The 13,307-nt window shown below is 72.3% G+C and carries 14 protein-coding genes; 7 read left to right on the forward strand and 7 right to left on the reverse strand.

The genetic code is table 11. The features are described from left to right. Positions 1-70 precede the first annotated feature (70 nt). Positions 71-1,039, reverse strand: coding sequence for a CPBP family intramembrane glutamic endopeptidase (locus ACETWP_RS13255; protein ID WP_373972732.1), 969 nt, complete (start codon positions 1,037-1,039; stop codon positions 71-73). Positions 1,040-1,157: 118 nt separating this feature from the next. Between ACETWP_RS13255 and ACETWP_RS13260 the strand changes: the two genes are divergently transcribed. After that, a complete protein-coding gene (locus ACETWP_RS13260) occupies positions 1,158-1,529 on the forward strand; it encodes a hypothetical protein (protein WP_373972733.1) in 372 nt (123 codons plus the stop codon). Between the two features lie 3 nt (positions 1,530-1,532). Here the strand turns inward: ACETWP_RS13260 and mnmA are convergent, their stop codons facing one another. From mnmA to ACETWP_RS13275, 3 genes are all read right to left on the reverse strand, one after another. After that, on the reverse strand, positions 1,533-2,681 hold the full coding sequence (mnmA, locus tag ACETWP_RS13265) for a tRNA 2-thiouridine(34) synthase MnmA (protein ID WP_373972734.1): 1,149 nt from the start codon (positions 2,679-2,681) through the stop codon (positions 1,533-1,535). Continuing rightward, complete coding sequence (locus ACETWP_RS13270) at positions 2,678-3,931, reverse strand: cysteine desulfurase family protein (protein ID WP_373972735.1); 1,254 nt, start codon at positions 3,929-3,931, stop codon at positions 2,678-2,680. The genes mnmA and ACETWP_RS13270 overlap by 4 nt, the downstream gene beginning before the upstream one ends. A gap of 75 nt (positions 3,932-4,006) precedes the next feature. Next, on the reverse strand, positions 4,007-4,867 hold the full coding sequence (locus ACETWP_RS13275) for a hypothetical protein (protein ID WP_373972736.1): 861 nt from the start codon (positions 4,865-4,867) through the stop codon (positions 4,007-4,009). Positions 4,868-4,964: 97 nt separating this feature from the next. Between ACETWP_RS13275 and folP the strand changes: the two genes are divergently transcribed. The 6 genes from folP (at position 4,965) to ACETWP_RS13305 (ending at position 10,632) form a co-directional block, all read left to right on the forward strand. Further along, positions 4,965-5,927: a dihydropteroate synthase gene (folP, locus tag ACETWP_RS13280; RefSeq protein ID WP_373972823.1), complete on the forward strand. Its 963-nt coding sequence runs from the start codon at positions 4,965-4,967 to the stop codon at positions 5,925-5,927. Positions 5,928-5,930: 3 nt separating this feature from the next. Further along, on the forward strand, positions 5,931-6,686 hold the full coding sequence (locus ACETWP_RS13285; protein ID WP_373972737.1) for a pyrimidine reductase family protein: 756 nt from the start codon (positions 5,931-5,933) through the stop codon (positions 6,684-6,686). Positions 6,687-6,908: 222 nt separating this feature from the next. Beyond that, a complete protein-coding gene (locus tag ACETWP_RS13290; protein ID WP_373972738.1) occupies positions 6,909-7,835 on the forward strand; it encodes a J domain-containing protein in 927 nt (308 codons plus the stop codon). Between the two features lie 98 nt (positions 7,836-7,933). Beyond that, positions 7,934-9,472: a DUF4389 domain-containing protein gene (locus ACETWP_RS13295; protein ID WP_373972739.1), complete on the forward strand. Its 1,539-nt coding sequence runs from the start codon at positions 7,934-7,936 to the stop codon at positions 9,470-9,472. Between the two features lie 9 nt (positions 9,473-9,481). Next, positions 9,482-9,967, forward strand: coding sequence for a tRNA (cytidine(34)-2'-O)-methyltransferase (locus ACETWP_RS13300; protein ID WP_373972740.1), 486 nt, complete (start codon positions 9,482-9,484; stop codon positions 9,965-9,967). Positions 9,968-10,071: 104 nt separating this feature from the next. Then, positions 10,072-10,632 (forward strand): anti-sigma factor, encoded by a 561-nt coding sequence (locus tag ACETWP_RS13305; RefSeq protein WP_373972741.1) that lies wholly within the window; start codon positions 10,072-10,074, stop codon positions 10,630-10,632. A 48-nt stretch (positions 10,633-10,680) separates the two neighbouring features. Here ACETWP_RS13305 and ACETWP_RS13310 read toward each other — a convergent pair whose 3' ends face one another. Genes ACETWP_RS13310 through ACETWP_RS13320 form a run of 3 tightly spaced genes read right to left on the reverse strand, consistent with a single transcriptional unit; the run spans position 10,681 to position 13,213 of the window. Further along, positions 10,681-11,436, reverse strand: coding sequence for a PIG-L deacetylase family protein (locus ACETWP_RS13310; RefSeq protein WP_373972742.1), 756 nt, complete (start codon positions 11,434-11,436; stop codon positions 10,681-10,683). Between the two features lie 2 nt (positions 11,437-11,438). Beyond that, positions 11,439-12,380 carry an electron transfer flavoprotein subunit alpha/FixB family protein gene (locus ACETWP_RS13315; RefSeq protein WP_373972743.1) on the reverse strand — a complete coding sequence of 314 codons (942 nt, stop codon included), beginning with the start codon at positions 12,378-12,380 and terminating at the stop codon, positions 11,439-11,441. 17 nt (positions 12,381-12,397) lie between these two features. Continuing rightward, the gene (locus ACETWP_RS13320) at positions 12,398-13,213 is read right to left on the reverse strand and encodes an electron transfer flavoprotein subunit beta/FixA family protein (RefSeq protein WP_373972744.1); all 816 of its coding nucleotides are present in this window, start codon (positions 13,211-13,213) and stop codon (positions 12,398-12,400) included. Positions 13,214-13,307 lie beyond the last annotated feature (94 nt).

A 13,307-nucleotide genomic window follows, 5' to 3' on the forward strand; every position in this document is an offset into this window, starting at 1 on the left:
GGGGTGATCCTCCAGTACTCCGGGCCACGGTCGGACACCGATCGTCGCGAGGCGGCGGACGGGCCTTTCGCTAAACGCGATCGCCCGCGTCGTCCGCGCTTCCGGAGAAGCCCGGTTCGTCGCCGCGCCCTTGATCGCTCCGCATGCCGCGTCGTTGGAGATGGATCAGCAGTCCCGATCCGAGGGCGAGCGGGATGATCCAGCCAGTCCAACCGAGCGGCGCCACCTGTAGCGTGTCGAGTGATCCGGGCACGGCGAAGACCACCATGAGCCCGGCCGACGCGTTGAGGGCACCGTGGGCCAACGCGGCGGGCCAGACACTGCCGGACGCCAGGCGCAGCCACGCCAGCACCGCGCCGAAGCTGATCGTCAGACCGCACATCGCCAACAAGCCGAGCGACTCCGGCGCAGGCGCGTAGTTGTAGCCCAGCAGTACCAAGGGCGCATGCCACAAACCCCAGATCACACCGGAGACCAGGATCATCCCCGCAGTACCGAGCGGCCGCAGCCGCGGCACCAGCCAGCCACGCCAGCCGAGTTCCTCGCCCAGCGCCGGCACCGTGTTGATAAGGCTTCCCAGCGCGATGTTCACGAACTGCGCGGCAACGAGAACCGACGTGGACAGTTCGGGGAGCTCAACGCCCGCCGAGGACGCTTGGGCAGCCATCAGCTGCCGCAGGCCCGAGACGTTGAGGAAGTCCGCCGGATAGACACCCGCGGCCGCACCGATCAGCAACCCGCCCAGAATCGACAGCACGGGGATCGCGACGGCAGCTGCCAGATACAGCGAGAGCCGGCCAAGTGGCCGAAGCGGCACGAGGCCGAGCCTGCGGGCTATGCGTGGCTCCCCGCCCGGTGCCCCGGGATCGACCCAACGGGCGACGATCAGGGCGGCGATCGCGGGCGTCGACATCATGGCCAACGCGTAGAGGGGAAACAGCGGATCCGCCAGGCCCGCCCCGAACCACAGGGGCAGCGCGATCAGCCACGAGAGGCCGAAGGAGATCGCGACGAAGACGGAGATCGACCGCACATCCACACTCGCACTGTTCACGTGGCCACACCATCCCTCCCGGCGTCCGCTGCCGCATGCGGCCAGCCTACGAGGCCACGGCCCCGCGCGGTACGGGGACGGAGATGACCTAGTGTTAATGGCCATGATGACTCGACGAGACGCCGCCATAGCACTAGATATTCCGGTGGAGATGGCGAAGCGCCACAACCTTCCGGCGCGCATGAGCGAGGCGGACCTTGCGGCGCTCGTCGCCGAGCCGCCGGCGTGGCTGGTCCAATCGCGCGCGAACCGCCAAGGCAAGCGCCCCGTCTGGGTCCATCTCACCTGCACCGTCTGCGGCTACTCCGAGGCTGCGCGGCCCAAGAAGTGGTGGCCGGACTTCGATTTCGTGCACTGCGACGACCACTCCCCACACCAGCTTCCACCGGTCGACGCCGGACGTGTCCGGTGCGAGTACGAGGACATTGGCACCCGCATGATCGGTGTCGTCGACGAGCAGGTCCGCGACGGCTGAGACTCAGGAAACCGCCGCGGGATCCCAGTCCAGGCTGCGCGCCGAGTCGATGGTCGCCTGTCCGAGGACCCGGGTGCCACGGTAGAGCACCATCGTCTGCCCGGGTGCGACGCCGCGCAACGGCTCAACCAGGTCCACCACGAGTTCGTCGGCCGCGGAGCCCGCGCCGGACTCCACCCGCGCCAGTGAGGCCCGGGCCGCTACTGGGTCCGCGTGGGCCCGCACCTGGACCATGCATTCGAACGCCTCCCCGGAGAACGCCTCGGCCAGGGGCAGACCGGCCCAGCTGATCTTGATGCCCCGCAGCCGATCCACGGCCAGCAGGGCCTCCGGCCCCACGACGACCTTGTTCTCCTTGGGACGGATCTCCAACACGAAGCGGGGCTTGCCGTCCGGAGCTGGACGGCCGAGCTTGAGTCCCTTGCGCTGGCCCACCGTGAACGCGTGGGCCCCGGGATGCTTGCCCACACTCGTCCCGGACTGGTCGACGATTTCGCCCTCGCTCATCTCGATGCGCTCCTCGAGCCAGCCCCGGGTGTCCCCGTCGGGGATGAAGCAAATGTCGTGGCTGTCCGGCTTGTTGGCGACGGAAAGACCGCGCCGCTCCGCCTCCTCCCGAACCTCCGCCTTGGACGGCGTCTCCGCGAGCGGGAAGAGCGAATGCTTGAGCTGCTCGTGCGTCAGCACACCCAAGACGTAGGACTGGTCCTTGGCCCAGTCGGCCGCGCGGTGCAACTCGCGGTTGCCGTCCGCATCCTCGATGACCTTCGCGTAGTGCCCCGTGCAAACGGCATCGAAACCCAACGCGATCGCCTTCTCCAGCAACGCGGCGAACTTGATCCGCTCGTTGCAACGCATACAGGGGTTGGGTGTGCGTCCGGCCGCGTATTCGGCGATGAAGTCGTCGACGACGTCCTCCTTGAAGCGCTCGGAGAAGTCCCAGACGTAGTACGGGATGCCCAGCACGTCGCAGGCCCGCCACGCATCGCGCGAGTCCTCGATCGTGCAGCATCCGCGGCTGCCCGTGCGCAGGGTCCCCGGCATGCGGCTCAGCGCCAGGTGCACTCCGACGACGTCGTGCCCCGCGTCCACCGCGCGCGCCGCCGCCACCGCGGAATCGACCCCGCCACTCATTGCTGCCAAGACCTTCATGCCGTGAATCCCGTTCCCGCCGTTTGGATGCTGCTCTTCTGTGCCGCCATGCCCGCCCGCAATGCCCTCGCGTAGGCCTCCGGAAGGGCAGCCACCACGGTATCAACGTCGGACTCCGTCGTCGTATGCCCCAGCGAGAAGCGCTGGGCACCCCGCGCGGTCGCCTCGTCCAACCCCATGGCGAGCAGCACGTGGCTTGGCCTCGGCACGCCCGCGGTGCAGGCGGACCCGGTCGAGGACTCGACGCCCAGCATGTCCAGGACGAACAGCAGCGAATCCCCCTCGCAGCCCGGGAACGTGAAGTGGGCGTTCCCGGGAAGCCGCTCCCCGGCGTGCGCCGCGTCCTCCGGACCGCTGAGCCGGGCCTCGGGCACGGCCTCGCGGACGCCCGCGATCAGTCGGTCGCGGAGCGCGGCGAGCCGTTCGGCCTCGCCCGCGAGGCGCTCCGCACCCTCGGCCGCGGCCTCGGCGAACGCCGCCGCCGCGGCCGCGTTGAGCGTCCCCGAACGCAGCGCCCGCTCGTGGCCGCCGCCGTGCTGTACCGGTGTCAGCGTCACGTCCCGGCGCACCAGCAGCGCGCCGATCCCCACCGGACCGCCGATCTTGTGGCCGCTCAGCGCCAGCGTGGCCAACCCGGAACCCGCGAAGTCCACGGGCACGGCGGTGAACGCCTGGACCGCGTCGGAGTGGACGGGGATACCGTGCGCGGCGGCGGCGGACACGACGGAGGGGAGCGGCTGCACGGCGCCGACCTCGTTGTTGGCCCACATGACGGTCACCAGGGCGACGGACTCCGGATCGCGTTCGATCTCGGCACGCACTTCCTCGGGACGGACGCGGCCCTGGGGGTCCACGGGTAGCCAGACGACCTCGGCCCCCTCGTGCTCCCCGAGCCATTCGACAGCGTCGAGGACGGCGTGGTGTTCGACGGCGCAGCAGAGGATCCGGCGGCGCCGGGGGTCCTGCGCGGCACGGGCCCAGTACAGGCCCTTGAGCGCCAGGTTGTCCGCCTCGGTTCCGCCCGAGGTGAAGATCACCTCGGAGGAATGGGCCCCGACGGCCGCGGCGAGCCTCTCGCGCGCCTCCTCGACCACCATGTGGGCACGCCGGCCGGCACCGTGCAGGGAGGACGGATTTCCCGTCCGTGCGAGCTCGCGGGTCATCGCGGCGAGGGCGCGGGCCGAGATCGGCGTGGTCGCCGCGTGATCCACGTAGACGGGACCCCGGGGGGCAGGAGTTGGCGAGGACACCCCCCAATTCTACCTACGCGGCGCGGAGCCGATCCGCGGCGGCCCCTCCGCCCGCGCCTCCCGCGGGACGGGGGCTCAGAGTCCGGGCGATTCCGGCCGCGGATTGACGGTGTCGCCCGCGAGGTCCAGCCGGGAGTCCCGGGTGACCGCGCGGACCTCCAGATCCGGATCCCCGGCGAGCGCGCGGACCAGCTCCGCGCTGCCGCCGACGATCGTGCTGTCCTCGTAGAGCTCCGTGGACAGCATCCACGCATGGTCGGCCGGCCACGCCATGTTCGGCGCCTGGCGCTCCTCGAAGGACGACCCCCGCTTCCACAGCGGGTGGGCGAGGTCCCCGGACGTGCCGGAGAACACGAAGTAGGCCCGGTAGCCCTCGTCGCCGAGCTCCAGCATCGGCCCACCGAGCACGTCGGGGCCGAAGGCCGGCCGCTTCAGCTCCCGCTCGAGCCGCTCCTCGCGTTCCGCGGTCTCCTCGTCGAGTCCCCCGGCGTCGGCGGACAGCACCGACACCGCGTCGCCGCCGTGGATGAACGCGTAGCCGTTCCACAGTGCCAGGTAGAGACGGTCCGGCGTGCCGGTGTGTCGGGCGAGGACAGCGGCGAGTGCCGCCAGATCCGGCTGCGGCAGGCCGTCGCCCGACGGCGGTTCGCCCTCCCACGCGTCCTCGCGCCACGGGTGGCCGGTGTCGTCCAGGCCGGAGACGCCCGCGAACTGGGCCTCGCCGTGCAGCTCGGTACCCTGCCCCGCCGCGATCGCCGCCCAGCGGACCGCACGGCCGTCGTCGTCGCGCGCGGGATGGAAGATGCGCGCGTACGCCTCGAAACCGCCCGGGATCTGACCGGCGACGGTCTGCGCGGCCCCCGGATCCGTCAGGTCCCCGGCGAGCGCGTCGACGATCCAGCGTCCGGGTTCGGGCCCGGCGAAGTTCAGTGCCATCCGGCCAGCCTACAAGCGAACACCCGGTCTCCGCGGCCCGCCGGCCGCCCGCTACTGGTATGAATGGTGTAACCCTCGAAGGAGCGTCCCCGTGAGCATGCATCTGCCCCAGCTCGACCACCCGGTCCACCGGTTCGCGCACCGCTCGATCGATTTCTCCCGGCAGATCGCCGTCATGGCCATCATCAACAGGACCCCCGACAGTTTCTACGACGGCGGTGCCACCTTCGCCCTGCGGCCCGCGATCGACGCCGCGCTGCTCGCCGCCCAACAGGGCGCCGACTGGCTGGACATCGGCGGCGTGCCCTTCGCGCCGGGCCCCGCCCTGTCCTGGCGGGACGAGGCCGACCGCATCGTCCCCGTCATCCGAGCGGTCCGGGCGGGGACGGACGCGCTTATCTCCGCCGACACCTTCCTGCCCGAGGTCGCCGCCGCGGCCATCGACGCCGGGGCCGACATCATCAACGACACCACGGGGCTCAGCCACCCAGGGCTCGGGAAGGTCGTGGCGGACCGCGGCGCCCACCTCGTCATCACGCACTCCGTCGCGCCGCCACGGACCGTCTACCCGCGCCCGACGTACGGCGACGTCGTCGCCGACGTGACGGAGTTCCTCCGGTTGCGGGTCGGCCTCGCCCTCGAACTCGGGGTCGGAGCGGACAAGATCATCGTCGACCCGGGCCACGACCTGAACAAGAACACCCTCCACACGCTGGAAATCAGCCGCCGTTTCGAGGAGATCGCCGCGCTGGGGTACCCCGCGCTCGCGGCGGTCTCCAACAAGGACTTCATCGGCGAGACCCTGGACCAGCCCAAACACGAGCGGACGGCCGGATCGCTCGCGGCCGCGACGCTGTGCATCATGAACGGGGCCCGGATCGTCCGGATGCACAACGTCCCCGAGTCGGTTTCCGCGGTCCGGCTCATCGAGGCCACGATGGGCTGGCGCGAACCCGTGTACCTCAAGCACAACATGGGCGAGTCCAACGAGCCGTCCCACGCGCCTTCCGCTCGGGACGTGCTCTCCGAGCGCGCCGTCCGCTCCGACCGGCGGGGTTAACCGATGGTCCGCCAACTCCTTCCCACCCCCGTCCCGGCGCTCGACGACGCGGCGGTCCTCGACCTCTACGCCCCGCCCCGCGGGCCGATGCCCTTCGTGCGGTTCAACTTCGTGGGCACGGCCGACGGCGCGTCCACGCACGACGGCGCGTCGGGGGACCTGGGCGGCGACGCGGACCGCCGCATCTTCGCGCTGCTGCGCCGGCACGCGGACACGATCCTGGTGGGCGCGGGAACCGTCCGGGCGGAGGGCTACGCCGGCGAGTTGGTGGACGCAGCGGGCCGGGCGTGGCGCCGGGAACGCGGACGGCCCCCACACCCCGGCGTCGCCGTCGTCTCCGGGACGCTGGATCTGGACCCGGCGTCCGCCTTCTTCGCCCAGGCCCCCGTCCGCCCCCTGCTCCTGACCACGGCTCCGGCCGCCGAACGGGACGCCGGCGCATTCGCGGACGTCGCGGACGTCGTCGCCTGCGGCCGGGACGGGGTGGATCCCGCGGCGGTCCTGCGCGAGCTCACCCGGCGCGGGCACCGCGCGGTCCATTCGGAGGGCGGCCCGTCGCTGTTCGGCGCGTTCCAGGCGGCCGACCTCGTGGACAGCCTGTGCCTGACGCTCAGCCCCCTGCTGGCCGGTGGCACGGCGCGGCGGATCGCCGAGGGCGCCGAGCATCCGCTGGTGCCCCTGCGGATCTCCGCGCTCCTGGAGGAGGACGGCGCGCTCTTCATCGACTACCGCCGCGCCGCGGAGCGGCCGGACGGTTAGCCGAGCGGTCGAGCGGGCGCGCGGGCGACCCCGCGTGCGACCCCGTTGCCTGACGCCGGCGCCAGGCCCCGCGGAACGCCGGCGGAGGCCGCCGCGTTAACACCCACGACGACGGCGCGACGGCACCGGGGCGGCGAACCGCCGTCGTACGCGCCGGTAGAATTCTCCGGGCGGGCAACTGTCCCGGCCGGAACAGGACAGCACACCAGGGAAAGGCAGCCGTTGGCGCAGGAACGGACCCACTACGAGGTGCTGGGGATTTCCCGGACCGCGGGGCAGGACGAGGTCAAGGCCGCGTTCCGGCGCGCCGCCCGGGCCACGCACCCGGACCACGGAGGCGACGCCGCCGAGTTCCGCCTGGTCTCCTTGGCGTACAAGACCCTGTCCGAACCCGCCGCCCGCGCCACCTACGACCGCAGCTACGGCGGCTCCTCGGCGTACGCGCGCCCCTCCTCCGACGCCGAGGCGTCCTACCGCGCGGAACCCGATCCGCCCCCGGGACCGGAGCGGCGCCGGGCCGCCGCGACGGACGCCACGCGCTACGTCCCGGCGTTCACGCCGGGCGCGGTGCCGGTCCTGGACCGGGCGACGGCGGGGCAGCGCATCCACGGCGCGCCGCGCAAGCGGGGGCTCTTCGGGGCGCACGCCCGGCTCGCGCGCGAGGCGCGGACGGTGCAGCTGATCGCCGGCAACGTGCTGGACGTCCTGCCGTCGGCGCGTCTGGTCAACGGCCTGAACTCCCCGGCCGACAACGGCCATCTGGACCATGCGGTGCTGGCCGGATACCGTCTGGCCCTCGTCGACTCCATGATGCTGCCGCGAGGCGTCTACCGCTGGGACGGTGCGACGCTGCTGCGCGACGGCAAGACCATCTCGCCGCCGCGGCTCGCCCCCGCGGTGCGGCGCATGCAGGAGCTGTTCCCGGAACTGAACGTCACCGGTTGGACGGTCATCCACTCCCCCGACGGAAACCTCCACGAGCCCGTGGTCGACTACGCCCGGGGCGCCGACCCGTCCTCCGCCGCCGGCGTGCACGTGGTCAACGCGGCGAACCTGGTCCGGGAGCTCAAGATGTTCCTCGGGACCGGCCCCTCCCCGAACGTCGTCGACGTGCCGGTGCTGGCCCGCCTCCTGGGCGGCATGTACTAGGGAACGCCCCTTCCCCTAGTGCGCCGTCGATTGGCGGCGCATACTTCCTCACGGGGGACGGTTGGCGGTGCAAGGCCGCCCAGGAAGGGGTCCCGGACATGAAAATCGGCCGAATCATCATGTTGGTGGCGGGGACGCTGATGGCGCTGGCGGGCTGCGGCCTGCTCGCCGTGGCGGCCGGGCTGGGCTGGGCCAACGCCCAGCAGCAGGACGGCAGGTTCCTCACCTCACCGGTCGAGCGGTTCCGCGTGGCGTCGCACGCCCTGACCACCCCCGGCCTCGACGTCATGGTCGAGGACGGGATGCCCGCGGGCTTCCCGTCCGACGGCCTCGGAAGCATCCTGCTGCGCGGCGCCGCGCCCTTCGAGGGCCAGGAGATCTTCCTCGGCGTCGCACCGCGGGACGACGCCGCGGCCTACCTGGCCGGCGTCGCTCACACCGAGCTCACCGGCGTCGAATACGCGCCCTTCCGCGCGACGTACCGCGACGTGGCGGGCACCAGGACTCCGCAGCCGCCGGCCGGAGAGGAGTTCTGGGCGGCGGCCGCGACGGGCCCCGGCACGCAGGAACTCGTCTGGGACATCCGCCCGGGCGACTGGGCGGTGGTGGTGATGCGGGCCGACGGAGAAATCCTCGCCGCCGCGGACCTGCAGGTGGGGGCGCGCTCGGACCTGCTGGGTCCCCTGGCCGCGGGACTGCTGGGAGGGGGGATCGCCCTGCTGCTGATCGGCGGCGGGCTGATCGTCCTCGGGGCCATCGGGCTCGGGCGCCAGGGCCGTCCCCCGGGGGACGGCAACGCGCCGGTTGCCGCGGGAGCGGCGCCGCTTGCCGCCGGCACCGCGCCGGTTGCCGCGGCCGCCGCCGTGCCCGACGACTACCGCCCGTACCCCGCGCGCCTGACCGGCCATCTGGACCCCGGCCTGTCCAACTGGAAGTGGCTGGTGAAGTGGTTCCTCTCGATACCCCACCTCGTCGTGCTGGCCTTCCTGTGGGTCGCGCTGATCGTCACCACCGTCGTCGCGTGGTTCGCGATCCTGTTCACGGGCCGCTATCCGCGCTCCCTCTTCAACTTCAACGTCGGGGTCCTCCGCTGGCACTGGCGCGTGGTCTACTACGCGTTCTCGCCCCTCGGGACCGACCGCTATCCTCCGTTCACGCTGGAGCGAGCGGACTACCCCGCCGACGCCGAGGTCGAATACCCGCTCCGCCTGCACCGCGGCCTGGTCCTGGTCAAGTCCTGGCTCCTCGCGATCCCGCACCTCCTGGTCGTGGCCGCGCTGACGGGAAGCTCCACCGGAGGCGGGAGCATCGACCGGGACCCGGTCCCGGACTCCGGCTCCGGCTCCGGCTCCGCGGCGTGGGACGCGGGCGCCTGGGAGTACGAGAGCACCGCGGGCGTGTCGCTGCTCGGGATCCTCGTGCTCGTCGCCGCCGTCATCCTGCTGTTCACGGGCCGCTACCGCCGCCCGCTGTTCGATCTCATCATGGGGCTGAACCGCTGGATCTTCCGGGTCGGGGTCTACGTCCTGCTCATGCGCGACGAGTACCCGCCGTTCCGCCTGGACCAGGGCCCCGTGGAGCCGCCCGTCCCGCCAGTCCCGGCAGCGGCACCGGAGTCCGCGCCACCCGGAGCATAGGATGGGACGGTGTTCCGCATACTGTTCTACTCCCCCGAGATTCCCGGCAATACGGGCAACGCCATCCGCCTCGCGGCCGTGACCGGAGCCGAGCTGCATCTGGTCGAGCCGCTCGGCTTCGACTTCTCCGACGCGAAGCTGCGCCGTGCGGGCCTCGACTACCACGACCTGGCGCGGGTGACCGTGCACCGCGACCTCGACGCGGCGTGGGAGTCCCTTGCCCCCGGCCGCATGTTCGCGTTCACCTCCGACGGCGAACGCCTCTATACCGACGTGGACTACCTCCCGGGCGACGTCCTGCTTTTCGGCCCCGAGTCGGTCGGGCTGCCGGCCGAGGTCAAGTCCGACCCGCGGGTCACGGCGCGTGTGCGCCTCCCGATGCAGCCCTCCCGGCGCTCGCTGAACCTCGCCAACTCCGCCTCGATCGCGGTCTACGAGGCGTGGCGGCAGCACGGATTCGCCGGTTCCGCCGAGAAGTCGGCGCCGGCGACCTGACCCGCCGCCTCACCGGTCGCCGTACCCTAGTCGCCGCACCCTGGTCGCCTAAGCTGGATACGGGTCACGCCCGGCCCGCGAGCAACCACCAAGGATGGGGAACCATGCGTCAGAGCGATCCCGGAGCAGCACGTGCCTCCGGCCACGAGCGGCAGGACGACGACTTGGGCCTGGACCTGGTGGACGAGGTCGCCGTGCACCGTCCGGCCCGGCGCGTGGCGCCCGTCAGGAAGTGGATGCTCGTCGCCGCGGCCGCGCTGGTCGTGGTCGCCGGCGCCGTGAGCCTGTTCGCGGCGTTCGCCCCGCGGGACCTGACCGCCGAGGTCGCGGGCGCCGGGGACCGGGTCGAACGCGCCGTGCCCATCGACGGCGGCGGGACGGCGACGCTTGCCGTGGCCCCCTCGCGCGACGCCGGCTCCTTCGCGCTGACGAGCCTGCCCGAGCCGCCCGCGGACACCGCCTACCAGGTGTGGCTGGTGTCCTCCGGCTCCGGCGGGCTCAGTTCCCTGGAGGTGCTGGAGCCCGGGGCCACCGACGGGACGAGCGGGTTCCGCGGACTGGACGACGTGCAGGCGGTGGCGGTGACGCTCGAACCGTCCGGCGGATCCGAGAAGCCCTCCGCCGATCCACTGGTGAGCGTCGACCTGCCGGAGTCCGGGCGGTAGGACCCCCAGAGGCGCCGGTTTCCGGGCCGGCAGCGGCCGGGTGGCGGCCTAGAAGCCGGCGATGGTGTCCGCCGCGTTGACGGCCACGGCGTGGAAGGCCTCGGCGAGGCGCCCCGCGGCGAGGCCGCCGTCCGCCGCCTTCCGACCGGCGTTGGCCCGAACGAACGCCTCCATCTTCTCCACGTCCGGATGCTGCGTCAGGTGCTGGCGCAGCGCCTGGAGCTTCTGGCCGAAGACGTCCGTGACATCCACCCGCACGTTCTCCCGCCCCGCCGGGCCGCCGTAGAGCAGGAGCCACTCCAGCTTGTACGCCGCGAGCCCCTCCGCCGCGAGCTCCGGATAGGCATAGGGGTTCTCCACGGCCGGATAGACCGCGCGCGTCACGGCTTCGCCGCAGGCGAGGTGGTCCGGGTGCGACCGCTGAAGCCGGTCCCAGTCCCGCTCCGGGTGCATGGCGAGGACGACGTCGGGGCGCAGCCGGCGCACCAGCGCCACGACCTTGCGCTGGACGTCGTGCGAGGGTTCGAGGTAGCCGTCGCGCTCGCCCAGGAAGTGCACGTGCTCCACCCCGACGATCCGGGCGGCCTGCCGCTGCTCCTCGTGGCGCATCGCGACGATCTCCTCGCGGTGACCGGGATCGAAGCCGCCCGCGTCGCCGTCGGTCATGATGCAGTACTGCACGTCGACGCCCGCCGCCGTCCAGGCCGCCACCGTGCCGGAGGCGCCGAAGTCGAGGTCGTCGGGGTGCGCGGCGAAGCACAGGACCCGGCGCACCAGCGGCGACGCCGGGTCGAAGGCGGACACCGTCAGCTCCGGCGGCGGATGATCTCCGCGGCCGCCTGGGGAAGGACGCTCGAGAGGTCGCCCACGATGCCGAAGTCGGCGATCTCGAAGATCGGCGCGTCGGGGTCGTTGTTGATGGCCACGATGGTCTGCGCGGTCTGCATGCCGGCCTTGTGCTGGACGGCCCCGGAGATCCCCGCGCAGATGTACAGCTGCGGCGAAACGGTCTTGCCGGTCTGGCCGACCTGGTAGCCGTGCCCGATCCACCCGGCGTCGGTGGCGGCGCGGGACGCGCCGACGGCGGCGCCCAGGGCGTCGGCAAGCTGTTCGACCGGAGAGAAGTCGCCGTCGAGCCCGCGCCCGCCGGAGACGACGATGCGCGCGTCCTGCAGCTCGGGGCGGCCGCTCGAGGCCTTGGCCTCGGTCGCCGTGACGCGCGCCGCGGGACCGGCCTCCGCGGCGGCCAACTCGGCGCGCGCCGCGGGGACGCCCGTCGGCTCCGCCGGTTCGATGCTGTTCGGTTTGACCGTGACGACCGGGATGCCGCGCGTGACCTGGGCCGCGACCGTGTAGGAGCCCGCCAGGACGGACTTGGTGACGGTGAGGTCGGCGGAGATGTCCACGGCGTCGGTGATCACCCCGGAGGAGAGCTTGATGCCGACGCGGCCGGCGATCTCCTTGCCCTCCCCCGAGTTCGGCAGCAGCACCGCCACCGCGCCGGAGGCGGTGGCGGCCCCGGCCACGAACGCCGCCTTGCCGGCGACCAGCGTCGACGCCAGGTCCTCCGCCGGCGCATAGACGGTCGCGGCGCCATGCCCACCCAGGGCGGCGACGACGTCGTCCCCCACGGGGGCCGTGACGACGGCCACAGGCGTGCCGAGCCGGGCGGCGAGCGTCAGGAGTTCGCGCTGCGACTTTCCGGGGCGCGCCGAGGGGGTGTCGATGAATACCAGGATGTTGGCCATGTGGGGTTCCCTCGTTCCTAGAGCAGTTTCTGGGCGGCCAGGAAGTCGACCAGCTTCACGCCGGCGTCGCCCTGGTCCGTGATGACCGTTCCCGCCTGGCGCGCGGGGCGCGCGTCGGCGGCGACGACGCGGGTCCAGGACCCGGCCACGCCGACCTCGTCCGGCGAGACGCCGAGGTCGGCCAGCGTCAGGACGGCGATCTTCTTCTTCTTGGCCGCGATGATGCCCTTGAAGTTCGGGTAGCGCGGTTCGTCGAACTGGTCGGTGACCGAGACGAGCGCCGGCAGGGCCGCCTGGACGGTCTGCGAGCTCGCGTCGCCGTCACGCCGGCCCGCGAGCGAGCCGTCGGCCGCGAAGTCCAGGCTCGCGACGAGCGTCATCTGGGGCAGTCCCAGACGCTCCGCGAGCTGGGACGGGACCAGCGAGGTCTCCCCGTCGGTCGAGGACATGCCCGTGATGATCAGGTCGAAGCCCCCGAGGCGCTCGACCGCCTTGGCCAGGGCCAGGGACGTCGCGGCCGCGTCGGACCCGGCCAGCGCCGGATCCGTGACGTGCACTCCGTCGGTGGCGCCCATCTGCAGCGACTTCTTGACCGCGTTGACGGCCGCCTCCGGGCCCATGGTCAGGGCGGTGACCGTGTTGCCGGCCTTGGGACCGCCGCGGGATTCGGAGATCTGCAGGGCCGCCTCCACGGCGTACTCGTCGAGTTCGGACAGGATGCTGTCCGCCCGGTCTGCCGTGTTGTTCGGCCCCGAGAGATGCCGGTCGAACTGGGCGTCGGGGACGTGCTTGACCAGGACCAAGACCTTCAGCGGCGCGCTTGCCTCGCTCATTGCTGCCTTTCCTCTGCGACGTGCCGGCCCTTGCCGGCCGGCCACCCTGCGTTCCGCGGCGGTCACGGACACACGGTTAATGGTTACTAACTGT

Origin of the sequence: Arthrobacter halodurans (assembly GCF_041877255.1) — a bacterium.
GTDB lineage: Bacteria > Actinomycetota > Actinomycetes > Actinomycetales > Micrococcaceae > Arthrobacter_N > Arthrobacter_N halodurans.